Below are 24,372 nucleotides of genomic sequence, written 5' to 3' on the forward strand. Positions count from 1 at the left end.
CGGCTCAGTCGAAATTTTCCAATTTTGGGACTGAGGTTGGCTGATGCCCTTAAACTCACGGCTACGCATTGGTTGGATCTATGCAGCGACAAGGCCAACCCTGGCAAAGCCTCTACATCGATAGTCACCTTCGGGCAGCACCAGTCTTTGAATTCACCCCCTCAAGCAAGGCGAGCAGGCCTTTCAAAATTTCGATTGGCGGTGGCGGGCAACCTGGAATGTGCAGATCGACAGGCAAGGCCTCCGACACTCCGCGCATCACGGCATAGCTGCCAGCAAAACAGCCACCATTGCCTGCGCAATCTCCAAGTGCGACCACCCATTTTGGGTTGGGTGTTGCGTCGTAGGTCCGCTTCAATGCCTCTCGCATGTTTTTTGTGACCGGTCCGGTAACGAGCAGTACATCGGCATGGCGCGGTGATGCGACGAACCGGATTCCAAAACGCTCGATGTCATAGAAGGCGTTGTTCAGCGCGTGCATCTCAAGTTCGCAGCCGTTGCAGGAACCGGCATCGACCGCCCGGATCGACAGGCTTCGTCCCAATCGTTTATGAGCAGCCCCATCAAGCGCGCGTGCGAGTTCGTCGACCGCCGTGCCGCTTGCCAACGGCGGACGCTCGGTAAGAGGGCGGCGTATCAAGCTTTCAAAAAGAAGCTTGCGCATGACAGCGTGCCTTCAGAGATCATGGCCCGAATAAGAGCAGTTGAACGATTTGTTGCACAGCGGAAAGTCGGCAACGATGTTTCCTTCGATAGCGGCTTCAAGCAGCGGCCATTGAAACCAAGAGGGATCGCGCAGGTGACAGCGCTCGACCAGGCCGCTTTTGCCGATGCGCAGCCAAGCCAGAATGTCGCCCCGGAAACCTTCGACCAGTGCCATGCCTTCCTGCGGTCCGCCTATCTGCGCGCAATCGACACGGATCGGTCCGTCTGGCAGTTGTCGCAGGATTTGTTCGATTAGAGACAGGCTTTGTTCGACCTCGTGGATGCGAATCCAGACACGGGCGTTCACATCGCCCTCCTGGAGGAGAGGTACATTGAAGGCGAGTCCGTCATATGGTGGATAAGCGAGATTGCGTCGGGCATCGAAGTCCCGACCGGAGGCTCGGCCGATGTAGCCTCCGGCGCGATATTGACGAGCGAGTTCCACCTTCAGCCGGCCAGTTGCGACTGTCCGATCCTGCAGCGACGCCGTGTTGTCGTAGAGTTCGACCAGCGCGGGAAACCGCTGCCTGATCTCTGCGATCAGAGACCAAACCGCTGTTGCTCCGTCATCGCTTAGGTTGGTTGCCGCTCCTCCCGGCACGATGCGGTCGCGCATCAGACGATGGCCGAAGGCGGCATCGCTTGCCCGCAATACGCGCTCACGCAGCACCCCACAGTGGGCATGCATGAGCGCGAAGGCGGCATCATTGCAGATAGCGCCTATGTCGCCCAGATGATTGGCCAGGCGCTCCAGCTCGGCCATGAGCGCTCGCAGCCAGACTGCGCGCGGAGGAACCTCGACACCTAGCGCTACCTCGACCGCGCGGGCAAAGGCAAGGGAGTATGCCACGGTACTGTCGCCAGAGGTTCTGCCCGCCAGTTTGGCTGCGTGATCGATATCGGACCCCGCCATCAAGCCTTCTATGCCTTTGTGTGTGTATCCGAAGCGCTCCTCCAGCCGGACGACCGTTTCGCCACTTGCTGTAAATCGAAAATGCCCTGGCTCGATGATGCCGGCATGTACAGGCCCGACCGGAATCTGATGCAGGCTCTCTCCCTCGGCCGACAGGAAAGGGTAGGGGGTGGCTGTCGCAGCAGACGTCCGGACGCGGGTACTCAACGGATAGCTGACACCCCAATAGCCATGATCAAGCCACCGTCTCGTATCAGGCGCGCCTTGTGGCCGGAGCCCGAACAGGTCAGCGGCCGCACGTTCGAGCCGCAACGCGGGCGGATGCAGCCGGCCGACCGATGGGTAGCGGCCATCCGGGCATTCCAGGCTGACAACGCCGATGTCCCCGGCGTTTTCGTCAAGAAGTGCCATGTGGACGGCGCCTGGCTCACCCCATAGGCCGAGCAGGCTCCAGTGGCCCTCGGCCAATTGCTCGACGGCAAAGCCCCACTTTTTCGGAGTCACCACGGCGCGCGACCACGGGAAATGATTTTCGACACGTTGGCCAGCAAGGATGAGATCGATCAGCGCGGGCATGCTCTTTCTCTCCTCTGCTTCACCCCAGGATACTTGCGACATGCTGGAACCAGGTGACCAGCGGTGGCGGCAGATAGATGCCGGCGGCAAACACCAACGCCAAGTGGGAATACATCGGAATGTAGGACGCCTCGGCGGGTGCAGTGCTGCCGCGCGGCTCGCCAAAAGCGACGCCGGTTAGTCGAAGCAGCAGGGCTCCGAAAGCGAGTAGAATCCCGAAGACCAACGGCATCGCCAAAAGGGGGTGTCTTGCAAATGTCGAACTCACGACCAGAAATTCGCTCATGAAGATGCCGAGCGGAGGGAGGCCGGCAATGGCAACGACGCCGATGACGAGCGCCCAGCCAAGCGCAGGATGCGTCTCCGTTAGCCCCCGGATTTCGGCGATGTTCTGTGTCCCCTTGACCTGGGCAATGTGGCCGACCGTGAAAAAGATCGCCGACTTGGTCAGGCTATGCATGACCATGTGCAGCAGGCCGGCAAAATTGGCGAGCGGGCCACCCATGCCGAAAGCGAACACGATGATGCCCATGTGCTCGATCGAAGAGTACGCGAACAGGCGTTTGATGTCGCGGCGGCGGTAGAGCATGAAGGCGGCGAAAACAAGCGACGTCAGCCCCATCGTGATCATCAGCGGCCCAGGTGCGATCGCTTCCGGGCTTGCCGCGAGCAACAGCTTGAAGCGCAGCACGGCATAGAGCGCGACATTCAACAGCAGGCCCGACAGCACCGCGGAAATCGGCGTCGGGCCTTCCGCGTGGGCGTCGGGTAGCCAGGCATGCAAGGGGGCGAGGCCGACCTTCGTGCCGTAGCCGAGCAGCAAGAAGACGAAGGCGACATTCAGCAAGGCTGGATCGAAGTGTGCTGCGTGTGCGATGAGCACTGTCCAGACCATGGCATTCGTACCCTCGCCAACAACCGGCTGCGCGGCCATGTAGACGAGGATGGTGCCGAACAATGCGAGCGCAATGCCGACGCTTCCCAGAATGAAATATTTCCAGGCGGCTTCCAGCGCTTCATGCGTGCGATAGATGCCGACCATGAGCACGGTGGTCAGCGTGGCAAGCTCCACCGCCACCCACATCAAGCCGATATTGTTCGACACGAACGCCAGATTCATGCCGAACATCATGACTTGGTACATTGCGTGATAAAACCGCAAGTTCGGGGCTGTCAGCCGCCCGATCTCCAGTTCGTGGGCAATGTAGGAAGCGCTGAAGACGCTGGTCGTGAAGCCGACGAATGCGTTGAGTACGATGAAGACGATATTGAGATCGTCGACGAGCAGATACTGCCCGGGCTGCGGGCGGTCGGTGACAAGAAGCGACAGTGCGGCGAGCAAGGTCAGCAAGCTCGCGGCGACATTGAGGGCGGCCGATATCCGATAGTTCGGCAGCGCCGCCAGAAGTGCGGCAGCGACAACCGGTATCAGCAAAATGGCGGCCACCGCATTGAGGGAAAACGCGGTCAACGGTGTTCTCCCCTGTAATCGTCGAGCGCGCCGACATCCACCGAGTCGAACCGTTCGCGGATGCGGAACAGGAAGACCCCGATGACGATGAAGGCGATAAGGATCGAGAAGGCCACGCTGATCTCGACGACCAACGGCATGCCCTTTGCCCCCGTGGCCGCGAGGACCAGGCCGTTCTCGAGCGACATGAATCCCACAACCTGGCTGACGGCATTCCGGCGGGTGACCATCACCAGCAGCCCCAGCAAAATGATGGACAGCGCGAAGGCCAGATCCTCACGGGCAAGGGGATCGGCTTCGGGTGTGACCCGCAGCATCAAGACCATGGACAGGGCCACCAGACCTATTCCGGCAAGCATGGTCGGACCGATCCCGACGGCTGTCTCGATATCACGATGGATGCCGAGCCGATGAATGATGCGATGAAGCCCGACGGGAATGACGATCGCCTTGAAAATGAGGGCGATTGCCGCCGTGACGTAAAGATGATGGGCGTCCTGGATGTATGCCTGCCAGGCTACGGACATGGCGAGCACGATTGCATGAAGCGCAAAAACGTTGATCAGCGCAAAGAGGCGATCCTGATACAGCATCATGAAACTGACCAGCACCAGACCGCCGGCGAGCAGATGGGCGATGTCGAAGGTGAGGCTGTGCATCACAGGCTCCGCGAGACGAACAGCAGGAGCGTGCCGAGCAGGGCCAGCATGAGCGCTGCCCCGAGGAAATCCGGGACACGGAAGACACGCATCTTGGCAATGGCAGTCTCAAACAGGGCGAGAAGAATGCCGCAGACCGCAAGCTTGCCGACATAGGCGACGGCACCCGGAGCAAGGGATGCCAGTCCTGCCCCGGCGCTCGCCAATCCCCAAGGCAGGAAGACGCAGGAAATCAGCGACATATAAAGCAGGAGCTTGAGGAAGGCGGCGAACTCGATCATCGCCAGATGGCGACCGGAATATTCCAGCACCATCGCCTCGTGAACCATAGTGAGTTCCAGATGGGTCGACGGGTTGTCCACTGGTATGCGGGCGTTTTCGGCGATCGCCACCATCACGAGGGCGATGAGAGACATCCCGAGCGACACCCGCAAGCCAACCTCCGGTGACCCCATGAAGGCGGCGACCGTTGAGAGTTGCGTAGCACCCGCGACGAGCGCCAGGCTGAAGACGATCAGAAGCATGGCGGGCTCGGCCAGCGAAGCGATCATGACCTCGCGGCTCGAGCCTATGCCGCCAAAGCTCGTGCCGACATCCATCCCCGCCAGCGCCAGGAAGAACCGTGCGCTTCCAAGCAGTGCGACGATGGCTATGAGATCCGCGGTCCAACTGAATGTGAGGCCGGTTGCGAAGGTTGGGATAAGCGCGGCCGCGACCCAGGTGGCGGCGAAGATCAGATATGGGGTCACGCGAAACAGCCAGGATGCGTTGTCCGCCAGAACGACTTCCTTGCGCATCAGCCGCAGGAGGTCGCGATAGGGTTGGATCAGGGGAGGGCCCTGGCGACGCAAGAGTCGTGCCTTCACCTTGCGCACGAAGCCAGTCAGGAGCGGCGCCAGCAAAAGCACCAGCGCCATCTGCGCGCCTTGAACGGCCAACTCGAGAATCACGGCCATAGTGCAAGCACCAGGAGCAGGACAATGAGAAAGAGAAAGACGAGGGTCAGGTACCGCCGGATCGTCAGGAACTGCAGATGGTTGAGGTGGTTGGTCGCGAAATCGATGGCCCTGGCGATAGGCTGATAGAGCGCCTCCCAGATCACATCATGCATTTCGACATTCAAACGTGCCGGACCGGTATCGCCTGGCGCCGGCATTTCGACCGTTTCCCTTGCACGGAATACGAACGTCCCGAAGACGCGTCGGATAGGCTGCCCGAAACTGACAGCCGTGTATTGCGCGGCTGGAACCGCATCCGGGAAGCCACAGCCCCAGGCGGGACCCCGACGGAGTGCATGCGAGGCGAAGCGATGGATCACATAGGCAGCCGCGGATGCGGAAAAGGCGATGAACAGAAACACCAGCAGGCCATTGTAGGAACTGCGGCTCGCTGCAATCGGTACGATCGACAGCCAAGGCTGCGCCATCTGCACAGGCATCCGGCTGCCAATCAGCAGGAGTGTCACCGACGAGAGGCCGTCTATGACAAGACCTGGAAGGACGCCGGCGAACAGGCAAAGTGCCGCGAGGATGAACATTGCCGCCAGCGAGTAGCGGTCGACTTCGCGCGCGCGTTCAACCGCAGCAGTCCGTGGCCTGCCGAGGAATGTAATCCCGAACGCCTTTACAAAGCAGGCCGCGGCCAGTGCCGCTGACAGCGCCAGCAGACCACCAACGGCGGGCACCATGACCTTCAGGCCCCATTGCGGCAGATCGGGGCTTTGCAATATCGCCTGAAAGGCCAGCCATTCGGAGACGAATCCGTTGAAGGGTGGAAGTGCCGAGATCGCGACGCAACCGACTAGAAAGGCAAAACTTGTAAAGGGCATGCGATGGATGAGGCCGCCCAGCTTCTCCATGTCCTGCTCGCCAGTTGCCGTCAGCACCGCGCCCGCGCCGAAAAACAGCAGGCTCTTGAAAAAGGAATGGTTGAGGACGTGGAACAGCGCGGCGGTGAGCGCCAGCGCTGCAGCCGATGGCATGGCGTTCGCTTTGAAGGCCAGCGCGAGGCCAAGGCTCACGAAAATGACGCCGACGTTTTCGATGGTGCTATAGGCAAGAAGCCGCTTCAGGTCCTTTTCCATCAGCGCGTAGAGGATGCCCAGAACTGCCGTCAGGCCGCCGAGGAAAAGCACGACAACACCCGACCACCATGCCGGCTCACCGAGCAGGTCAAAAATAACGCGTATGAAGCCATAGATGGCTACCTTGGTCATGACGCCGCTCATCAGGGCCGAGACGTGGCTTGGCGCGGCCGGGTGAGCGAGCGGCAGCCAAACGTGCAGCGGAACAAGTCCAGCCTTGGAGCCGGCGCCCAACAGCATGAGAGCCAGGACGAAAGCAGTGACGAGCGGGGTGGATGAGGCGGCACGCATCGCTTCGAACGTGTAGTTTCCGCCCGGGCCAGCCAACAGGCCGAACGCAAGCAGCAGTGCGAGCGTGCCGAAGCTCGCCATCACGAGATAGATGTAGCCCGCCCGCGCATTGTCCTGCTCGCGATGATGCGCCATGACGAGCCCCCAGGAAGCGAGCGACATGAATTCCCAGGAAAGCAGGAAAGTGAAGGCGTCGTCCGCGAGCACGACAAGATTCATTCCGGCAAGGAAAGCCGGGAAGAACGGCAGCACCCGATTTGGCGCAGACTCATGCCTGCCGTAGCCGAGGCCGTAAAGACTGGCCATGGCGCCGCCGAAGTTGACGATGACGAGGAAGAAAGTCGAGAGCGCATCCAGACGGAAATGAGCGCCAATCCATGGCAATCCAAGCGGCAAAACGGCAGTCGACGGGGTGACGGGATCATCGGCGATGCGGCTCGCGAGAACCAGGAGCACAGCCGCCGATATGCCTAGCGTCAAGCTGTAGATCAGGCGTGTTCGCGATCCCGCTCTGCGGCTTTCCGAAACCGCAAGCACTGCGGTCCCCAGGAGCGCGGCAACGCTCCACAGAAGGACCGCGGCCCCCGGAATCACGCCACGCTCCTCACAGGGAATTTGGCGTCCGCATCTGCCCGGCCAAGAACCTTGGCAGGATCAAAGTCTGCCTTCAGCCGCACGCCGCGCCCGCCGATCTGGCTTGAGGCGCCATCGGCGATCAATTCGACGCCGGCGAGGTCAAGCGCTCCGATCAACTTCATGAGGGAATCGACGTTGCCCCGGATAATCGACTCGCTAGCCTCCATACGTTGAATTGTCGGCACGGAAAGGCCAGACAATTCGGCAAGCCTGCGCTGGTCGATGCCAAGCAGCGCCCTCGCGGCACGCAACTGTGGAGCAGTTATCACGGTCGCATCCCCTTTTTGTCAGCTTTGAGGTATTATCTCTACGCGTTGGAGCATATATTAAAATGGGGAGCATTCAAATAATGATGCGTGACGCATCTGCCAGGCGAGCTGCAATGATGGAGGTATCCCTCGGCTCCGCGTAAGCTCCTGACAGATGGAGAGTACGTGAAGCCAGCCGGGCGGCAGATTTCGACACTGGCTGTGGTGACAGGGTCATGATCCGGATTGCGAAATATCATACCGATTTCGGCAACATCGAAGTTCTGCGGACCAAGGACTCCGGTTCGTTCATTTATCGCCAGGGTGGTTGCTATCAAAGCGAGTGCGACCCGAATGGCGTCAGCGTCGTGCCGTACATACACGCGATCTTTGGTCTTCTCGCGCAAGCACAAGCGATCGATGTCTTGATGATCGGCTGTGGCGGTGGCAGCCTTGGCACGATGCTCGATAGAGTTGGCGTGCGTGTCACGATCGTCGACATCAATCCAAAGGCTTTCCAGATCTCCCAAGAGTACTTTGGTCTACCTCGTGGAGTTCGCTGCTGCGTCTCCGATGGACGGGATTTTCTGCGCGCTGGCCGTCACCGCTATGATGCTATCGTTCTGGACGCATATTCCGGGCGGCGCATTCCAGATCACTTGTGCGCCGAGACATTTTTCGGCTTGGCGCAAACACGTCTAAAGAATTCTTCCGGCATTCTGATTGGTAACGTTCATGCTCGCCACGACCTCGACGTGATGCCGGATCATGTTGCTGCAAAACTTGGTAATATCTGGGAGAATGTGAGACTGCTCGACACTCGCGGCGCTCCGGATCGCAACGCGCTCGTCATGGCAGGCAAGGTGAGTGATTTCGTCCAGCCGGTGCTGCTGATACCGCCATCGGTCGGAGCCGACGAGATCGAACATGAGCTTGGCCTCTTGGCGTTCAGGCCATGGCGCGTACCACGACGGGCGGCATAAGGCTTAGGACGGGGCGTCCGTTGGAGGCTGGTCTTGTCGCTGTTCTGAGGCAGGACTGCCGAGCTACTGCCAGAACCGCTTCATGCGAACGGAGACATCCTCGAGGACTGGCATGGTGGCCAGAACGAGGAGAATGGCTGCGAGAAACAGCGTTGCGGCAAAGCCGACGTGCTTGAAACCCACTGCGCCGATGACGCCGCCGATAAAGAACAATGCTACAAGCGACGCGAGCAGTCTCAGCTTCCTTCGATCTGCCTTCACGAACAGTCCGTTCGAGTCATTCCCTGAGATGTTCCAATAAAGCAGCTTGCCGAGTTCGATGCCCATGTCAGTCACCAGGCCGGTGACATGCGTCGTCCGGATTCTGGCTTCCGACAGCTTGGTGATGATGGCGTTCTGCAACCCCATGATGAAGCAAAGCAGCATCACGGTCATCGGCACGAACAGCGCTTCGTGACGTGCAAGATGGCTGCCGAGTAGACCGAAACAGATCAACAGGATCGCTTCCAGGACAAGCGGGAACGCGTATTCGCTCTGCAGACCCTGCCGCCTTCCCCAGTTGACCAAGACTGCCGAACAGGCGGCCCCGGCGACAAACGACAAGAAGGCTCCCAGTCCGGAAAACACCAGTTCGACATTGCCGAGTGCCAGATGGTCAGCCATCGAGGAAACGATGCCTGACATGTGGGACGTATACTGCTGAACTGCCAGAAAGCCGCCAGCATTGGCGGCTCCTGCGATGAACGTCAAAAAGCGAGCGAGGTGCCGGTCGGTTCTTTCGCTTCGCTCCTTTCCGGTCAACCGGCGCAGATACAGGATCATGAGCGAACCTTGCCTTTCCATGCGGAAAACCGGGACCGCGAGCTGACATGCCGGGAGAGGCTCATTGGGTGTTTCGGGAAGAAAAGGAAGACGAAGGACGGTGAATGCGTGGCGCCGAGGGTACTTTGTATGATCTAAAGCGCGTCGCGTCGAAACGGATTCATGCGACGCGCTTTAGGCTTTTGTTTTTATGCATGTCGTTGTCCCAAAACCGAGGTCACTTTTGGGCGACATGCATTAATTAGGCCTGCCCAACAGCGTATCTGGATGCCGGAACCTGGCGCCGCGCCCGCCATCGCTACAACACACATGTTCGCTGAGAAGGTCGACGCCGGCAGGATTCAGCGCGTTGATCACTTTCATCAAACTATCGACAACGCCTCGCACATTGCCTTGGCGGGCCTCCATTCGTTGGATTGTCGGTGCGGAGACGCCTGCCATTTCCGCCAAGGTCTTCTGGTCGATGTTGAGAAGGGCGCGGGCGGCACGGAGCTGGGAAGCAGTGATCATCGAGGCATCAGCGTCTGGGTATGAGAAATGATAATTTGGATGGTATCATTGATGCTCAGAACATCAATACAAACCGAAAAATATTGACCCACCCTTGGCATGGCGAGCAGCCGCGATTATCATGCCTACATGATTCAACGCTACAAACTTTGCGGGGAGCCGGCCGGCACCTGGACCGTCAACGATGCTCTTACCGGGCGGCCCGCCGAGATGGGCAGCCGAACCATCGTTGGAATGAACCAGCACGATGCCGAGGAACTCGCCGATCTCCTCAACGGGCTGGATGCACAACGGCAGGAAGCGAAATCATGACAGTCAAAGACAGCAATGGCACCCCTTTGAGTGACGGAGATTCCGTCACGCTCATCAAGGATCTCAAAGTCAAGGGCACTTCCGTCACTCTGAAACGCGGAACATTGATCAAGAACATCCACCTCACGGGCAACGAAGATGAGGTTGAGTGTCGGGCCGAAAAGGTCAAAAATCTGGTTCTGCGAACGGAATTTCTGAAGAAAGCGTAGGAGAGCCACCGCTTCGATGGGGATGTTGTCTTGAGGCTTGTCCGGGAGTGCAATCTAGAGCACCGAAACGTGATAGGCGCTCGCGGCTATCGGATCGCCCTGTCTTGACAGAAGCGCCCTGCTGCAAAACCGGTGTCAAAATTGCAAACTCGCGCGACCCGCTGCAATGAGACGACTGGCGTCATACATCCCTATGTGTCTGTCTATAGAATTTTGGTAGCGGGAGAGCGCTACCGCCTTTCCCCCCAGTCATCGAATTGCCAATACCGCCTTCGAATCTTGGGTCAAAACCAGTAAAGGGACCTTCATTCTTGGCTATTTGAATAGCGGTCAACGCAGCCAGAGCAACGCTGTCGCTAACGAGCCAAGCCCTGAAAGGCGCCTCGACTCTACGCTTGCCCCGACCATTGCCCTGCCAGAGTGGGTCGAGGCCATAGCGCTGCTGCCGGACCATCCGCCGGCGAGCTTCATTTGGAGAGGTATCCGCCGACGGGTAAAGCGCACCGGGCGGGGCTGGTACATTTGTTTTGCAGGACACGTGGCGATCACATCGTCGCCGAGCACGACAACCCGTCAGACTGGCGCCGTTTCGCCAAACGCTCCATAGACCATATCCGCATGCTTGGTTTGTAGTGGCCGCCTGCCGCAATCCGGCTGGCGGCAGACGCCGATGAAGCTGTCGACAGCGAAGCTGCGGTCAGCCGCGCATCCTGGAGCGGCTGAAGACGATCTCGCCGATGGCGATGGCGCAGGCGCAGATCGCCATCAGGACGATCGAGATGACGGCTGCCGACGGCAGGTCCGTGCCGGTCTCTGAGATCTTGCTGTAAAGCAGCAGCGGCAGAATGTTCACTTGCGTGCCGACCAGGGCGAGCGCGGTACCATAGGCGCCGACCGAAACCGCCGAAGTGAGGCAGAAAGCGGCGATCAGCGAAGGCATGATCTGCGGTATCAGAACATCCGCCAGAACCCGCAGGGGTCCGGCTCCCAGAGAGCGCGCTGCGCGCAGTTGAACGGTGTCGAAATTGCGCACGGCAGGCAGCACGATGAGAACGACGCGCGGCACCAGATAGTAGGAATAGGCGAGGCCGAGCCCGAGGGTGGAAAAGATGAAGCCGCCGACCGCCGCCGGGTCGAAGCCGAGCTTTGCGAGAAGCAGCGTGACGAAGCCCGCGCGTCCCAGCAACAGGATGAAGCCATAGGCGACAATCAGGCCGGAGAAGGTCAAGGGCAACGAGATGGCGATCAAAAGCGAGGTGCGTATGCGCGGCGACAGGCGCGCCAGCGTGATGGCCACCGGCACGCCAACGAGAAGCGAAAAGAGCGGGGCGGCAACGCCAAGCAGGACGGAGCCGCGCAAGCCCGTCCAGAACGTCGGATCGTCCCAGATGCGGGCGAAAGCTGAACCGCCGTCGCTCATGGCTTCGGTCAGAATGGCGGCAAGCGGCAAAAGAAAGAACAGGCCGAATACCACCGCTCCTGGCACGGCAAATGACGCTGTGACGGTGGCGGGCGTTCTTGCGGACATTTTTGTTCCTTGCTGTGCATCGGTCCGCGAGGTTCGTCCTCGCGGACCGCCATGTGGCAATGATTACTGGCCAAGCACAGCTTTCGCCCAGCCGGTGTCGATCTCGCTTTTCCTGGCGGTCGCCTTGACGATATCGATCGGCTTCAGTTGCGGGGCGTCCGGCAATTTGCCAGCCACGCTCTCGGGCAGTTTGACGCCAGGCACCGACGGACGCACGAAACCTTCGGCGAAGATGCCTTGTCCCGTCTCGGTCATGATGAAGTTGAGCCAGAGCTTGCCGGCATTCGGGTTTGGCCCGTTCTTGACCAGCGAGATGGCGTAGGGTGCGGCCGCGGAGGCTTCCTTCGGCATGACCACGGCAATGTCGTCGCCCATGCCGTCCGTGTACTTCGCCTTCAGGCCGTCATTCTCGTAGCCGATCCAGATCGGGATCTCGCCTTTCAGAAACTGGGCGTAAGGCGTCGTGCCGACAGTGCGCAGAACGTTGCCGGCCGCGGTCAGCTTGCCGAGATAGTCGATGCCGGGCTGAACGTCGTCCATGCTGCCACCATTGCCGAAGGCCGCGGCGAAGGCAATCACCTGGCCTTGCCCCGTCGAGCGCGGATCCTGATAGACGATGGAATTCTTGTATTCGGGCTTCAAGAGATCGGCCCAGCCTTGCGGCACGTTCTTGACCAGCCTGGTGTTGACGAGGAACGATACGTTGAGCGTATGGACCGTGAACCACTGGCCGTTTTCATGACGGAAAGCTTCCGGCAGCTTGTCGAAATTGACCGGTTTGAAATCGGCCACCAGGCCCTTGGACGCGGCGTCGAGCGCGGACGCGGCGAAGTAGTAGGCGGAATCGGCCTGGGGGCGGTTCTTCGACTTGTCGAGCGTCACGACCGTCGCGGCCGAGCCAAGATCGTTGTAGACCATTTCGACGCCCGGATAGCGGGTCTTGAAGGCCTTGAATTCGGCAGCCCAGTTGGCCCATGTCGGACCGGTGTCGAAGGAGACGACCATGCCCTCCTGAAGGGCCGCGTCGTAAAGGGCCTGCTCCCCCTGGTAGAGTTCCGGCCCATCGAAGGCGAAGGCAGGCGTGCTTAGCAGCGAGACCGCCAGAAGGGCGGCGCCGAGGCCGATATGCGTGTTCATTGCGATTTCCTCTCTGTCGCTTGACTAACTGGTTTGCTGGCTGGGCGGCAGCAGCCGGATCGCGTCCGGCGGGATCGCGACGCCGCCTATGTCTTCGCGCATGCGGGTTTCCAGCCGCACCGTGCCGTTGCCGACGGCAAGATCGATGCGGCGCGTGGAGCCGAGGAAACGGTCGGCGACGATGTTGCCGGCAAGTGCGTTGACGTGTCTCAGGGCATCCGCGCCGAGCGGAACCACGCTTTCGGGCCGCACAAGCGCAATGACGGTCGCGCCGGGGGCATGGCCGGCGGTGTCGCAGGCGAGAACGCCCACCGGCGTTTCGATGCGGCCCGCGGCCGCAATCGTCGAGCGCCAAAGATTGGCCTCGCCGACGAAACGCGCCACCGCCTCATCGGCCGGGCTGTCGTAGAGTTCGCGCGGCGGCGCCACCTGCACCAGCCTGCCGTCGCGCATGACGGCGACGCGATCGGCGATCGACAGCGCCTCCTGCTGGTCATGCGTGACCAGCAGCGTGGCGATGCCGGCCGCGCGCTGCACGCGCAGGATCTCGTCGCGCATCTCGACGCGCAGATTGGCGTCGAGGGCTGAAAGCGGTTCGTCCAGCAGCAAGCCGCGCGGCTGGAACACCAGCGCGCGGGCAAGCGCCACGCGCTGCTGCTGGCCGCCTGAAAGTTCGCGCGGTGCGTTGTCGGCGCGGTTGCTCATGCCGACGCGCTCCATGGCCTCAAGCGCACGCCTGCGCCTCTCAGTCAGCGTCATGCCCCGTACCTTGAGCGGATAGGCGACATTCTCCCAGGCGCACATATGCGGGAAGAGTCCGTAGGACTGGAACACGATGCCGAGATCGCGCCGCTCCGGCGGCATGGTCGAGACATCCTTGCCGTCGATGATCACGCGTCCCTGAGTCGGGGTCAGGAAGCCGGCAAGCAGGTTGAGCAGGGTGGTTTTGCCCGATCCGGAAGCGCCTATGACGGCGACCAGCTCGCCCGGTCCGACTTTCAGCGACACATCGCTGAGGCCGGCGTCTGCGCGCGGATACTGGAACGAGACTTGGTCGAGATCCAGCATCAGGCCGTCCTCCCGCCGGCTGTCGTGCGTGCCGCCAGCGAGCTCGCCAGCGACGCCATGGTGGCCAACGCGAGGAGCACCACGGTTGCCGCACAGGCAAATCCCGTCGCCCCGTAGAACGCCTGCAGCAGCACCACCGGATAGGTGCGCGAGAGAAAGCCGGAGATCAGATTGGAAATCTGGAACTCGCCGATCGACAGCGCCGCCACCGTCAGCAGGGAAGAGGTTAGGCTCGCGCCAACAAGCGGCACGACGATGTCGCGGGCGCGTTGGGCAAAGCCCGCGCCAAGGGAAGCTGCCACGCCTTCGTAGTCGGCAAGGCGCAGCTGTTCCATATCGGCAAGCAGCGTGGTGACGCTGTAGGGAAGCGTCAGCACGAGATGCGCGGCGACGAGCAGCCAGAAACTGCCGAGCCACGGCAGGCTGTCCGACGAAAAGACCAGGATGAAGCCGAAGGCCAGCACCAGTTCGGGCGCGGCCACCGGCATCAGCGCGGCAAGCCGCGCGGCGAAGCGCAGGCCGCGATGGGCTGCCGAATGGATGGCGTAGGCCAGCGGCAGGCCGACGATGACGTTGAGGACACATGTGGCCGTCACGACCTGAAGACTGGTCGTGAAGGCGCGGCGGAAACTCGGGTCCGCCGCGATCTCGGCATACCAGCGTCCGGTAAAACCTTGCGGCAGAAGCGTGTTGCTCCAAGTCTCGCCAAACGAACCCATGAGCAACAGCAGGATCGGCGCTGCCAGAAAGATCAGATAGAAAACGGTTACTGGCAGCACGAACCGCGTCCCTCCGATTTGAATGGCTGTATGTGGAAGTTTTCGTTCATCACGTCGTGTATCCGCAACGGGTGATAGATTTATGACAAGCTTGGCCCCTAGCCTCGCAGAATGTATCCGGCCAGACGGGCGAGGGCCTCGCCGGCATCCTGGCACAGGGTGGCGCCGTCGACCGGAGGCGTGTTGCCGAGCGCCAGAACCGGGCGGTTGAAATGCAGGCCAAGCGCCATTTCAGAAAGCGTGCCGTGGCCGCCGCCTATGGCGATGAGGATCTGGCAGCTGCGGGCGATGATGGCGTTGCGGGCCGGGCCGATGCCGGTGGCAATGGGAATGGCGACATAGTCGTTGGCTGCGGTCCATTCCTCGTCGGGCAGCAGGCCGATCGCCATCCCGCCGGCCTCGCTGCAACCCTTGCAGGCGGCTTCCATCACGCCATTCTTGCCGCCGCATAACAGTTGCAGGCCGAGCCGCGCCAGCTCGCCGCCTATATGTTCGGCCATTGCCAATTCGTCGTCCGTGGCGCTTTTCGGTCCGATTATGCCGACCGGTACGCGGCGGATGCCGCCATTGGCGGCCAGCCTGCGCAGTGCCTCGACCGCGCTGACGGCAACTGCGTCCGCAGGCGTGTCGCCAAGGCGCCATACCATGGCCCAGGCGTCGAACCGGCCGTCCGGCCCGAACAGGGCTTTCTCGCACGCCGACCACAAAAACTCTTCGCTCACCATTATTCTCCTCTTGCCGCAGGCTTATCATGCTGCGATAGTACATGGAAGATATCTTACACATTTCGAAGCTGTCGCGACAAGGTCGGAGCCATGGAAGCCAGCTTGAACGACAAGATTACCGAAAGGCAGGCGCGCATCGTCGAGATCGTCAGCCAGCACGGTTTTGCCACCATCGACACGCTGGCCCGCGATTTCAGCGTTTCGGCCCAGAGCGTGCGTCGCGATATCATCAGGCTCGATGCCGAAGGCCTGTTGCAGCGCTTTCACGGCGGCGTCGGGGTGTGCGAGGCGTCCGTTCGTTTGGGTTACTCCGAAAAGCGAACGGTTGCCGCCGATGCCAAGCTGCGCATCGCTGAGCGGGTGGCGGAGTTGATTCCCGAGGACAGTATCGTCTTTCTGGATGTTGGCACCACTGTCGAAGCCGTCGCGCGGGCCTTGTGTGGGAAGCGGCGGCTGCGCGTCTTCACGGCGAGCCTGCCGGCCGCGGCGATTTTGACCGGCCGCCCCGGTATCGATCTCTTCGTGTTCGGTGGCGCGGTGCGCGGCGCCGACGGTTCGCTGGCCGGCGAGACGACGCTGGCCATGATAGGTCGCTTCCGTTTCGACTACGCGGTGCTCGGCTATTCCGGCTTCGACGAGGATGGTGCGCTGATGGATTTCGATCTTGAGAAAGTGGCGGTCAAGCAGCAGGCGATCGCACGGTCGGCGCGTGTGCTCGCGGTCGGCGATTCCTCGAAATTCGCCCGTCGCGCACTGGTGCGTGTCGCCCCTCCCGGCGCCGGTTCTACAATCGTCACGGATGCAATCAGCCCGGCTGACCGCAAACGCTTCGTCGCGACATTCGGCTACCGGGTCGAGAAAGCTGGCGGTCCTTAGCGACCCCCATGTTTGGTACCGGCAAGCAACGCAACAGGCATTGTTGAACACGATCCGGGCAAGCGGCGATACGGGCTGACTGGATCCTTTCTCTCTAGGTCCATCACGATGAGAACGACAGCAATTCTCCCGGCGGCGACCAGGGGCGCGTGCGCCAGCAGCCTCCAGTTCAGGTCCTCTCACGATGTGGTCGAGACTCGCCGTGGCGCCGGAGGGGCCAGGGAATCGGGCTGCTGGAGGCCGCTGCAACAGTCTGCGGTATCGGGATCAAACCATGCGGTATCGCGCACAGACCACTCGGGTCGTAAAGTCCATCCTGCGCTACGAGGGAGAACGATGTCGGTCGCTGTAAATTCGATGATGAGGCAGCGACATTGCAACCCATCCTGCCGGCCGGTCGGATGCATGAAACGATACGGCACGACCAGGCCGTGCGAAGATTGCGGTCTGGGTCCGTCTTGCGCCGACATTGGGCCGCGACTCATTCAACCATTGCGTAGGGAAAGCGGACCAGGAAAGCGCCCAACCCCGCCAATGGCCGGGACGGCTCTCCGCATGGTGTTGCCATGAGCGCCGCGACTCTCCGGCTACTCACATGGAAGAAGGACGAAGACGTTCGCAAAATGAGCGCGGCAAGGCTGCGCATTTCCATCAGGTTGGGGAAATTCGTAGGACGGACCCCTGGTCTGTCGGCAGGCAAACTTCAGGCAAATGTCGTGGTGATCCCGAACAGATACGCCCACGAATTTCAGCAGTTCTGCGTCAGAAACCCAAAGGCATGCCCCCTGGTCGCGGTAGGCAGTGTTGGGTCGCCCCACATAAGAGCGCTCGGCGACATCGATCTGCGCACCGACGCGCCGCAGTACGATGTCTACCGGTTTGGCGAATTGGTGAGCCGGAAGACGGATATTGCCAAAGAGTGGCGGGGAGATTTTTCCACATTTGCCCTGGGCAGTTCCTTCACGTTCGAGAACAGGCTGATCGAAAGTGGCATCGAGCTGCGCCATGTGAGGATGGGGATGAAGGTGCCGGTCTATCGCAGCGCCATCAGGACAGTCCGTGTGGGACCCTTCAGCGGAAACATAGCTGTTTCCATGCGCCCGATCCGCCGTATCGATATCGACAAGGTGAGGGCGATTTCGGTTCGCTATCCTCAGGCCCATGGCGCGCCAATCCACATCGGCGCGCCGGACGTCATCGGCATCGATGACATCGAGGCCCCGGAATGGGGCGACGCGGTTGGGGTTCGGGAAGATGAAGTTCCTGTATTCTGGGCGTCGGGCCTTACCGCACAGAATGCCCTGCAGCGCGCGCGCCCGGAAATCTTCATCACCAACGCGCCAGGCTACATGCTCATCACCGATGTCGACAGCCGCGCCGATATCGGTCCCTTCAGAGTCTATTGAAGCATGATCGTCCGAACGCTCCAGCGCGACGCCCTTCAGGTGAGGCCGTTGCGGGAGAGATGGCGAACGACCGGCGCGAACATCTCCTGCTTGATATAGGACCCCATCGGCGCCCCCTCGAACAAGGCGTCGGCGAGCGCCGCATCCCCGGCCACGACGATGCCTGCCTCACGCGCCTGGGCTGCCAGTTCGCCAGCCGCGCGGCCCTGACCTTTGGCGACGACCGCCGGCACCGGCGTCTCGCCCTTGATGTAACGCAATGCCACGGCACGGTCGGCGGAAACGAACACGATCACCGCATTTTTCACGCCGAGCCTTATCGGCCTCGTCACGGCCTGACGTCGTTGCCGCCGCTGTTCCTGGCGGATCAGGGGATTGCCTTCGAGGTCCTTGTTTTCACGCTTGTACTCGCTCACCGTCATGCGCATGTCGCGAAGAAACAGCCAGCGCTGCAGTGGAACATCGATCACGCCGATGGCGACGAAGGCGAGTGCCGCGGCAGAGCCCAGCGGCACCAGTACCGCCAGGACGGTCGGCCCAAGGCATGTCTGGCCGCAGCCGGGCGCGTCGAATAACGGCTGCAGCGACGAAGCCAGGACAATTGCGAACACGCCGGCCAACAGAACCACTTTGATCAGGCTCTTGGCGAATTCGATGACATTGCGCAGCGACAGGATTTTCTGAAGACCCTTTGCCGGGTTTATGTTGTCGAATTGCGGCTTCAGCGGTTCGAAGGAAAAGACCGGCCCGAACGTCGACAGCATGCCGAAGACGATGGCGAGCACGACAACGATCCCAACCAGTGGCAAGGTGGCGATCATCAGCACCGAAAAGGTATGTCGCACGGCTCGCATGCTGATGTCAGCGAATGCGTCGCCGGGTGTGGTCACGGTCTGAACCAGCTGCAGAACATGGTCCAGAAGCATTGGCCATGCGACGTAGAGATAGGCCAGCACTGCAAGGAAGATAAAGCCCGAGACAAAATCCCGACTGTGCGACACTTGTCCTTTGCGGCGAGCATCGCGAAGCTTCTTTTCGGAAGCCGGCAGTGTTTTTTCTTCCGCTTCCTGGCTCATCTTTCGATCTTATCGCTGTGTCCTGGTTCCAGAGCGAGCCCGCGCTGTGTAAGGTGAGTCGGGCTTGAATACGGAGAAGTCCCGTCGGCCAAACTTCCTCACGAAGCGGCCTCTCGCTCGGCCTCTAACTGTGCCGGCGGCAGAGATTGCGCACCACCCCGCGCGGCCTTGCCGGAACGACCGGTGATCGTGGCCAGCGGCTGGACGTTGAATTCCTGCGCCAGTTCCTGAAAGGACAGGACCGGAAGTTCGATCCCATTGTGCACCAGCAGGCTGCGCATATGGCGCCGCACATCCATCGCTGCGAGCACCACGGGCGCGGCATTGGCGGTATTGTGCGCCAGCACCTGTTCGATCTCTCCTACCAGGGCCTGCGCATCGTCGTCGGACAGGTTCAGGAATGTGCCGCTCGACATGGTCTGCACGGCTTTTCGCAGGATGTCCTCGGCCGATCGTTGCAGCACATAGGCTGCAATGATGTTGTTGCGATCCGCGCAACGAAAGCTGATCTGGCGTTTCAGTGCCGTGCGCACCCGTTCCGTTAGAAGCACGACGTCCTGCTCGCGCTGGCCCCATTCGACGATGGCTTCGAGGATCAGGCGCAGATTGCGGATCGGCACGTTTTCGCCGACGAGCCGGCGCAAAACCTCCGCGATCTTTTGCAGCGGCACGATTTCCTCTGCCTGTTTGATCAGATCCGCGTACTCGGCTTCCATGTCGGACAGGAGCTTGCGTGTCTCCTGGATACCGACGAAATGACCGGCATAAAGACGAAGCGCGTTGCTCGCCCATCTTGCCGCCACTTCGGCCGGTGTCGCGAAGCTGAACCCTGCCTCCTTCAAGACGTGAACATGGCGCTCGTCGACCCATACGGATTTGCGCCCGCCGGCAACCGGCGACGCCTTTTCGAATGTCACGTCAAGCAGTTCGAGATGCGTGGCATCAGCTTCGACGAGGACGCGCGCGGCAGGGATTTCCTCGTCGAGGATCGGTGCGCCTTCCAGGTCGATACGGATGCCGCGCGGCGAAGCGGTCTCGTCGACCTGCATGCCGATAGCTGGAACGTTGACCCCGAGGTCGCCGAACAATTCGCCGCGCACGCCTTCGGCGAGCGTGCTGAATTCGGTCTCCGGTATAGCCTGCGCCAGCCCGCGTCCGAGACGCACGACAATGCGATAGGACGCAGGCAGCGCCAGGGATTGAGGCGCTGCGAGCGCGGCTTTGTCGTCGCCGACAGCCCCAGCCGCTGCCTGGCCGGCGCCCTCGTCGGGGTGCCGCATTGCGCGGTGTATCAGATAGGCGCCCGCCCCAAGCCAGGCGCCGATTGCCAGGAACACCAGCGCCGGAAAGCCTGGCACCAGGGCAAGGCCGACCATGATGATGGCGGCCAGTGCGACGGCTCGGGGATCGCGCAGGAGCTGACTGGTAATCTGCCCGCCGAGATCGCCTTTTCCATCCGCGCTGCCGACGCGTGTCACCATCGTTCCGGCCGCCACGGCAACAAGCAGCGCAGGTATCTGCGCGACCAGCCCGTCACCCACGGTGAGCAGCGCATAGGTCGTGGCCGCCTCGCCGAGCGACATGCCGTGCTGCAGCGTGCCGACGCTGAAACCGCCGATGAGATTGACGAGGATGATGACGATCCCGGCAATGACGTCGCCTTTGACGAATTTCATCGCGCCGTCCATGGCGCCGAAAAGCTGGCTCTCGCGTTCGAGCTGCTGGCGCAGGCGGCGCGCCTCGGCCTGGTCGATATCGCCGTTGCGCAACTCGGCATCGATGCTCATCTGCTTGCCCGGCAGCGCGTCCAGCGAGAAGCGGGCGGCAACCTCGGCGACGCGTTCGGCACCGCGGGCAACCACGATGAACTGCGCGACGGTGATGATCATGAAGATCACCAGTCCGACGGCGATGCTGCCGCCGACCACGAAGGTGCCGAAGGTGGTGATGATGCCGCCGGCATCGGCCTGCAGCAAGATCAACCGTGTCGTCGTGATGGTGATGGCCAGCCGAAACAGCGTCGCGATCAGAATGACCGACGGCAGCGAGGAAAACTGCAGCGGATGCGAAACATAGAACGCCGCCAGCAGGATAAGCACGCTGATGGCGATGTTGGTGGTGATGAGAATGTCGACGAGGAATGTAGGCAGCGGGATGAGCATCATCACCACCGCGAAAAGCAGGAGGACGGCGACGACCAGATCGCTGCGGCGAGACAGCTTGACCAGGAGTTGCAGGAGCCGCTGCGTCATTGACTACCTCTTTGCGATAGGAAGCTGCGCAGGGCGCTGCGCGCTTCGGTCTTGCGGCCGGCTGCGAGCAGGGCGCGGCTCTTCAGCAGAGCGAGAGCCGGATGGTCATTCCCGTCCATGGTCTCCAGCCTGGCAACCGTCGCTAGCGCCTTTTCGGCTTCGCCCTCCAGGATCAGCAGATGGGCAAGCGTCTTCAGCACGCCGGCATTGCGTGGCTCGAGCTGCGCGGCGATGAGCAGGTAGGCCACGCCCCGCTTTGCCTGGCCGTGACACCCGTAGAGATAGCCCAGGACATGCAGCAGATGCACCGGTTCTTGCGGTTCAATCAGATTCCGCTTCCTTCCTGCATGCGACCGACCAGATTGCGATGGCGCTCGATTTCCTCTTCCATCAGCGTCACGGCAAGCGTTCTGAGCTGCTCGCCGCCCTCAAGGTCTGGAACCAGGTCCGCAACGAAGCGCTGCAAAATCGGCACGCAGCGCCGCAGGATGCCAGGCTCCGCTCCGACGGGCATGACGAAGTCGAGGAGCATCTCGTCGAGAGACAGGTCAGCTGCATTTCTGGCCGGTTGGAATTCCGGCACTTGCGGGTCTTCTGCGGCTCCGGCCGATGCCGCCTGCCGGGCGCGGCCCGCGGCTCTCTCCGCGTCGTTCATGCGTCGCCGGCCGATCGATTGGCCGCGAACGCTTTCGGCCTGGCGGACGTCGCGACCGTCCGCTCGCGCCATGTCCAGCCGTGGCCCTTCGAGCCGGCGGCTCATTGGTACTTCAGCGCGACCGTGGCGCCGCCCTTGGTCAGCAAGAGTTCCGTGTCGCCGATATGCTTTACCGTCCAGCCGTCGTCGGTGAAGGCGCCTTCGTGATAGCGGGCTCCGTCGGCCGCGATTACATAGGGCTGCTCGCCATACCAGATCGCCTGCAGCATCAGCCGCGGCGCCTGCTGGGCGTTGCCGATCATGACGGCGGAGGCAAGCGCGACATGGGCGCCGAATTTCTGGTCGAACCATGACTGCGTTTCGGTCCAGGCGCCCGACATGTCATTGGCGATCACGCCCGAGACCACGAGACGCTCCGATGATTTCTCAATGGTCAGTGCGCCCAGGCCGCTTTGGTCGAGGCGCTGCCTGAGCCGGCTTTCCGCCTCGGCAAGGGTCTGTGCCATGAGCGGCGAGGAATCGTCGAGCGTCCGTTGCCTGGCCTGGTCGGCGAAGGCGACCTTGACAGGCTCGCCGTCCGACGCCGACACTAGGTGGCTGAGGCCGGGCAAGGATTTCGACAGCCCGCTTGCCGTGAAGGTGATCGCGCACAGGACGAAGACGATGCAGCCCGCTGCCATAGCCAGGCGGCCGGCAGCGGTCCAATCCGTCGACGGTCGTTGGCCAGCCAGCTGGACCGTCGCGCCACCGAGCGTCATGACGACGGGAAGCCTGCAACGGCTGCCATGTCCTTCCTTGATCGTCTCGCCCGAGGCGAGGACCACGTCACCGCCGATCGCTTCGATCTCGACGATGCCGCCTTGCCGACGCAGCCTTGCGTGAATCGGCCCTATGCCGGCATCGCCAAGGACTATATCGGCTTCGGTGCTGGAGCCGATTGTGTGAACGGGTTCGTGCAGACTGATTTCGGCGCCGCCGTGCACGCCGTGAATGACGGCCAGGACGATCGGATGGCCGGCGGGCGTCGTCCCGGCAGCCCTCAACTGTGGCAACTGCACCGCTTCCATTGGCTTGCCGGCTGAAAAGGCGGTCATGCCGGTTCGTCTCCCCAATGACGGTTTTCAAGATGCCGGGTGGCGAAGACGCCGCCGCTTGTCCGCGGCGGCGTGAATTCGGTAAGCCGTCAGACTTTTTCGGCGGACCGGCCCATCGTGCTTGCCAGGCCCATTTTCATGTCATGTTCAGATTTCGCGGTATCTTTCTTTACCTCGAGGCTGAACATGCGTTCCTGCTGCTTGATCATCTTCTCGAGGTTGTCTTCCGGCGAGCCGCCAGAGGTGATCGGAGGGGTTGTAGTCATGATCGTCTCCTTGAAGAATCATTCGAATTATAAACGCCAGGTGGCCGCGCGATGCTGCCTGGCCTCTTGCGACTATCACCTTACGGCAGTCCAACTGGGATTGGAAGTCCATTTGGAATTTATGAACCAATTTAGTTCCAAGTGTTGCATTGCAGGCGTCTGGGGCGTAAGCTGCGATGGGGTCAAAGGGGTTTGATGAAATGGAAAATGGTCCGTTGGCGGAACTATTGGTCGAGCGCTTTGAAACGATGCCGCCGCAGTTGCGGGTAGCGGCGCGTTTTGTGCTGGATCATCCCAAGGATGTGGCGCTGATGTCGATGCGCGAACAGGCGCAACAGGCCGGCGTTTCGCACAGCACGATGATGCGACTGGCTCGATGGCTCGGCCTCGAAGGCTACGAGGATATGCGCAGCCTCTACGCTCGCGCGTTGCGCGAGGCGAGCGCGCGAGGCACGGCGCGGCAAGCGATCGGAGGGGCCGGTGAAACGGGCTATTCGGTGGCCGGCGTCGTCGCCGACAGTCTTGCCGCCCAGATTTCGAGCCTCGGCGAATATACCAGCGCCATGCAGATCATTGCCGCCGCCGACGTCCTGCAACGATCGCGACGCCTTTTCGGTCTCGGCTCGCGCGGGTCTTACCCCGTCGCAAGCCACTTCGCGTACCTCATGTCGCTCCTGGCTGACGATGAACGCCCGGTGGCGGTTGTTGGCGAAATGTCCGGCCAGGGCTTGGACGCTCTCCGGCGCGCCGGCCGTGGCGACATGGTGTTGGCCATCAGCATGGCGCCTTATGAGCGCGCGACGATCGAGATGGCGCGTCAATCGGCCCGGCAAGGCGTCAGCGTGGTGGCGATCACCGACAGCAGCGTCGCGCCGCTCGCCCGGATCGCGCAAGAGACGATAATCGTCACATCGAATTCGCAGTCGTTCTTTTGCAGCATGGCGCCGGCTTTCGCCGCCGTCGAGCTGTTGGTGGCGCTGATGGCGGCGCGCTCCGAGCCGGATGCTGCGGAACGGGTAAGGCAGTCGGAAGAGCAACTCGCTGCTTTCGGCATCTATTGGAAGCCCGCCCGGTAGCATCCCAAAGGGTGCG

Annotated in this window: 25 protein-coding genes and 1 pseudogene; 6 read left to right on the forward strand and 20 right to left on the reverse strand. The window is 61.5% G+C overall.

Annotated features, from left to right (window positions below):
* Positions 1–124: 124 nt before the first annotated feature.
* From AC1D1B_RS13080 to AC1D1B_RS13110, 7 genes are read right to left on the reverse strand one after another with little or no spacing between them, the layout of a single operon-like run.
* A complete protein-coding gene (locus AC1D1B_RS13080; RefSeq protein ID WP_477332728.1) occupies positions 125–664 on the reverse strand; it encodes an NADH-quinone oxidoreductase subunit B family protein in 540 nt (179 codons plus the stop codon).
* A gap of 12 nt (positions 665–676) precedes the next feature.
* On the reverse strand, positions 677–2,194 hold the full coding sequence (locus AC1D1B_RS13085; RefSeq protein ID WP_477332730.1) for a hydrogenase large subunit: 1,518 nt from the start codon (positions 2,192–2,194) through the stop codon (positions 677–679).
* A gap of 19 nt (positions 2,195–2,213) precedes the next feature.
* Positions 2,214–3,665 (reverse strand): hydrogenase 4 subunit F, encoded by a 1,452-nt coding sequence (locus tag AC1D1B_RS13090; RefSeq protein WP_477332732.1) that lies wholly within the window; start codon positions 3,663–3,665, stop codon positions 2,214–2,216.
* A complete protein-coding gene (locus tag AC1D1B_RS13095) occupies positions 3,662–4,324 on the reverse strand; it encodes a hydrogenase-4 component E (protein ID WP_477332734.1) in 663 nt (220 codons plus the stop codon). Before AC1D1B_RS13095 ends, AC1D1B_RS13090 begins: the two co-directional genes overlap by 4 nt.
* Positions 4,324–5,280 carry a respiratory chain complex I subunit 1 family protein gene (locus AC1D1B_RS13100; protein WP_477332736.1) on the reverse strand — a complete coding sequence of 319 codons (957 nt, stop codon included), beginning with the start codon at positions 5,278–5,280 and terminating at the stop codon, positions 4,324–4,326. Before AC1D1B_RS13100 ends, AC1D1B_RS13095 begins: the two co-directional genes overlap by 1 nt.
* On the reverse strand, positions 5,271–7,292 hold the full coding sequence (hyfB, locus tag AC1D1B_RS13105) for a hydrogenase 4 subunit B (RefSeq protein ID WP_477332738.1): 2,022 nt from the start codon (positions 7,290–7,292) through the stop codon (positions 5,271–5,273). Before hyfB ends, AC1D1B_RS13100 begins: the two co-directional genes overlap by 10 nt.
* Positions 7,289–7,603 carry a helix-turn-helix domain-containing protein gene (locus AC1D1B_RS13110; RefSeq protein WP_013893336.1) on the reverse strand — a complete coding sequence of 105 codons (315 nt, stop codon included), beginning with the start codon at positions 7,601–7,603 and terminating at the stop codon, positions 7,289–7,291. Before AC1D1B_RS13110 ends, hyfB begins: the two co-directional genes overlap by 4 nt.
* 215 nt (positions 7,604–7,818) lie before the next feature.
* Between AC1D1B_RS13110 and AC1D1B_RS13115 the strand changes: the two genes are divergently transcribed.
* A complete protein-coding gene (locus tag AC1D1B_RS13115; protein ID WP_477332740.1) occupies positions 7,819–8,565 on the forward strand; it encodes a spermidine synthase in 747 nt (248 codons plus the stop codon).
* Between the two features lie 75 nt (positions 8,566–8,640).
* Here the strand turns inward: AC1D1B_RS13115 and AC1D1B_RS13120 are convergent.
* Together AC1D1B_RS13120 and AC1D1B_RS13125 are read right to left on the reverse strand one after the other, a co-directional pair.
* A pseudogene (locus tag AC1D1B_RS13120) lies at positions 8,641–9,408 on the reverse strand (YoaK family protein); the annotation flags it as partial.
* Positions 9,409–9,624: 216 nt separating this feature from the next.
* Positions 9,625–9,897: a helix-turn-helix domain-containing protein gene (locus AC1D1B_RS13125; RefSeq protein ID WP_477332742.1), complete on the reverse strand. Its 273-nt coding sequence runs from the start codon at positions 9,895–9,897 to the stop codon at positions 9,625–9,627.
* 99 nt (positions 9,898–9,996) lie between these two features.
* Between AC1D1B_RS13125 and AC1D1B_RS13130 the strand changes: the two genes are divergently transcribed.
* Together AC1D1B_RS13130 and AC1D1B_RS13135 are read left to right on the forward strand one after the other, a co-directional pair.
* The gene (locus tag AC1D1B_RS13130; protein ID WP_477332744.1) at positions 9,997–10,209 is read left to right on the forward strand and encodes a hypothetical protein; all 213 of its coding nucleotides are present in this window, start codon (positions 9,997–9,999) and stop codon (positions 10,207–10,209) included.
* Positions 10,206–10,418 (forward strand): alkylphosphonate utilization protein, encoded by a 213-nt coding sequence (locus tag AC1D1B_RS13135; protein WP_477332746.1) that lies wholly within the window; start codon positions 10,206–10,208, stop codon positions 10,416–10,418. Before AC1D1B_RS13130 ends, AC1D1B_RS13135 begins: the two co-directional genes overlap by 4 nt.
* 697 nt (positions 10,419–11,115) lie before the next feature.
* Here the strand turns inward: AC1D1B_RS13135 and AC1D1B_RS13140 are convergent.
* The 5 genes from AC1D1B_RS13140 to AC1D1B_RS13160 form a co-directional block, all read right to left on the reverse strand.
* On the reverse strand, positions 11,116–11,946 hold the full coding sequence (locus tag AC1D1B_RS13140; protein ID WP_477332748.1) for an ABC transporter permease: 831 nt from the start codon (positions 11,944–11,946) through the stop codon (positions 11,116–11,118).
* Positions 11,947–12,009: 63 nt separating this feature from the next.
* The gene (locus tag AC1D1B_RS13145; protein WP_477332750.1) at positions 12,010–13,083 is read right to left on the reverse strand and encodes an extracellular solute-binding protein; all 1,074 of its coding nucleotides are present in this window, start codon (positions 13,081–13,083) and stop codon (positions 12,010–12,012) included.
* 24 nt (positions 13,084–13,107) lie between these two features.
* Positions 13,108–14,151, reverse strand: a complete 1,044-nt coding sequence (locus AC1D1B_RS13150) for an ABC transporter ATP-binding protein (RefSeq protein ID WP_477332752.1) — start codon at positions 14,149–14,151, stop codon at positions 13,108–13,110.
* Positions 14,151–14,930, reverse strand: a complete 780-nt coding sequence (locus tag AC1D1B_RS13155; RefSeq protein WP_477332754.1) for an ABC transporter permease — start codon at positions 14,928–14,930, stop codon at positions 14,151–14,153. The genes AC1D1B_RS13150 and AC1D1B_RS13155 overlap by 1 nt, the downstream gene beginning before the upstream one ends.
* Before the next feature lie 98 nt (positions 14,931–15,028).
* Complete coding sequence (locus AC1D1B_RS13160; RefSeq protein ID WP_477332756.1) at positions 15,029–15,652, reverse strand: TIGR00725 family protein; 624 nt, start codon at positions 15,650–15,652, stop codon at positions 15,029–15,031.
* A 105-nt stretch (positions 15,653–15,757) separates the two neighbouring features.
* Here AC1D1B_RS13160 and AC1D1B_RS13165 point away from each other — a divergent pair, with 105 nt between their 5' ends.
* Together AC1D1B_RS13165 and AC1D1B_RS13170 are read left to right on the forward strand one after the other, a co-directional pair.
* Positions 15,758–16,531 (forward strand): DeoR/GlpR family DNA-binding transcription regulator, encoded by a 774-nt coding sequence (locus AC1D1B_RS13165; RefSeq protein ID WP_477332758.1) that lies wholly within the window; start codon positions 15,758–15,760, stop codon positions 16,529–16,531.
* A 566-nt stretch (positions 16,532–17,097) separates the two neighbouring features.
* Positions 17,098–17,937 (forward strand): putative hydro-lyase, encoded by an 840-nt coding sequence (locus AC1D1B_RS13170; protein WP_477332760.1) that lies wholly within the window; start codon positions 17,098–17,100, stop codon positions 17,935–17,937.
* A gap of 35 nt (positions 17,938–17,972) precedes the next feature.
* On the opposite strand, the gene AC1D1B_RS13175 is transcribed toward AC1D1B_RS13170, so the two are convergent.
* The 6 genes from AC1D1B_RS13175 to AC1D1B_RS13200 all read right to left on the reverse strand — a co-directional run bounded on the left by AC1D1B_RS13175 (position 17,973) and on the right by AC1D1B_RS13200 (position 23,280).
* Positions 17,973–19,013 (reverse strand): EscU/YscU/HrcU family type III secretion system export apparatus switch protein, encoded by a 1,041-nt coding sequence (locus AC1D1B_RS13175; protein ID WP_477332762.1) that lies wholly within the window; start codon positions 19,011–19,013, stop codon positions 17,973–17,975.
* Positions 19,014–19,111: 98 nt separating this feature from the next.
* Complete coding sequence (sctV, locus tag AC1D1B_RS13180; protein WP_477332764.1) at positions 19,112–21,265, reverse strand: type III secretion system export apparatus subunit SctV; 2,154 nt, start codon at positions 21,263–21,265, stop codon at positions 19,112–19,114.
* On the reverse strand, positions 21,262–21,573 hold the full coding sequence (locus AC1D1B_RS13185) for a tetratricopeptide repeat protein (protein WP_477332766.1): 312 nt from the start codon (positions 21,571–21,573) through the stop codon (positions 21,262–21,264). The genes sctV and AC1D1B_RS13185 overlap by 4 nt, the downstream gene beginning before the upstream one ends.
* 17 nt (positions 21,574–21,590) lie before the next feature.
* Complete coding sequence (locus tag AC1D1B_RS13190) at positions 21,591–21,920, reverse strand: hypothetical protein (protein ID WP_477332768.1); 330 nt, start codon at positions 21,918–21,920, stop codon at positions 21,591–21,593.
* 101 nt (positions 21,921–22,021) lie between these two features.
* Positions 22,022–23,014: an FHA domain-containing protein gene (locus AC1D1B_RS13195; RefSeq protein WP_477332770.1), complete on the reverse strand. Its 993-nt coding sequence runs from the start codon at positions 23,012–23,014 to the stop codon at positions 22,022–22,024.
* An 89-nt stretch (positions 23,015–23,103) separates the two neighbouring features.
* Positions 23,104–23,280, reverse strand: coding sequence for a hypothetical protein (locus AC1D1B_RS13200; RefSeq protein WP_477303437.1), 177 nt, complete (start codon positions 23,278–23,280; stop codon positions 23,104–23,106).
* A gap of 215 nt (positions 23,281–23,495) precedes the next feature.
* Between AC1D1B_RS13200 and AC1D1B_RS13205 the strand changes: the two genes are divergently transcribed.
* Positions 23,496–24,356, forward strand: coding sequence for a MurR/RpiR family transcriptional regulator (locus AC1D1B_RS13205; RefSeq protein WP_477332772.1), 861 nt, complete (start codon positions 23,496–23,498; stop codon positions 24,354–24,356).
* Positions 24,357–24,372: the final 16 nt, after the last annotated feature.

It is taken from the genome of Mesorhizobium sp. P2_C5_2 (assembly GCF_056404535.1).

Coding starts and splice junctions, on each gene's coding strand:
- AC1D1B_RS13080 (WP_477332728.1), bottom strand. CDS start 664: ATGCGCAAGCTTCTTTTTGAAAGCTTGATACGCCGCCCTCTTACCGAG.
- AC1D1B_RS13085 (WP_477332730.1), bottom strand. CDS start 2,194: ATGCCCGCGCTGATCGATCTCATCCTTGCTGGCCAACGTGTCGAAAAT.
- AC1D1B_RS13095 (WP_477332734.1), bottom strand. CDS start 4,324: ATGCACAGCCTCACCTTCGACATCGCCCATCTGCTCGCCGGCGGTCTG.
- AC1D1B_RS13100 (WP_477332736.1), bottom strand. CDS start 5,280: ATGGCCGTGATTCTCGAGTTGGCCGTTCAAGGCGCGCAGATGGCGCTG.
- AC1D1B_RS13115 (WP_477332740.1), top strand. CDS start 7,819: ATGATCCGGATTGCGAAATATCATACCGATTTCGGCAACATCGAAGTT.
- AC1D1B_RS13125 (WP_477332742.1), bottom strand. CDS start 9,897: ATGATCACTGCTTCCCAGCTCCGTGCCGCCCGCGCCCTTCTCAACATC.
- AC1D1B_RS13130 (WP_477332744.1), top strand. CDS start 9,997: ATGGCGAGCAGCCGCGATTATCATGCCTACATGATTCAACGCTACAAA.
- AC1D1B_RS13135 (WP_477332746.1), top strand. CDS start 10,206: ATGACAGTCAAAGACAGCAATGGCACCCCTTTGAGTGACGGAGATTCC.
- AC1D1B_RS13140 (WP_477332748.1), bottom strand. CDS start 11,946: ATGTCCGCAAGAACGCCCGCCACCGTCACAGCGTCATTTGCCGTGCCA.
- AC1D1B_RS13145 (WP_477332750.1), bottom strand. CDS start 13,083: ATGAACACGCATATCGGCCTCGGCGCCGCCCTTCTGGCGGTCTCGCTG.
- AC1D1B_RS13150 (WP_477332752.1), bottom strand. CDS start 14,151: ATGCTGGATCTCGACCAAGTCTCGTTCCAGTATCCGCGCGCAGACGCC.
- AC1D1B_RS13170 (WP_477332760.1), top strand. CDS start 17,098: ATGAGCGCCGCGACTCTCCGGCTACTCACATGGAAGAAGGACGAAGAC.
- AC1D1B_RS13175 (WP_477332762.1), bottom strand. CDS start 19,013: ATGAGCCAGGAAGCGGAAGAAAAAACACTGCCGGCTTCCGAAAAGAAG.
- sctV (WP_477332764.1), bottom strand. CDS start 21,265: ATGACGCAGCGGCTCCTGCAACTCCTGGTCAAGCTGTCTCGCCGCAGC.
- AC1D1B_RS13190 (WP_477332768.1), bottom strand. CDS start 21,920: ATGAACGACGCGGAGAGAGCCGCGGGCCGCGCCCGGCAGGCGGCATCG.
- AC1D1B_RS13195 (WP_477332770.1), bottom strand. CDS start 23,014: ATGACCGCCTTTTCAGCCGGCAAGCCAATGGAAGCGGTGCAGTTGCCA.
- AC1D1B_RS13200 (WP_477303437.1), bottom strand. CDS start 23,280: ATGACTACAACCCCTCCGATCACCTCTGGCGGCTCGCCGGAAGACAAC.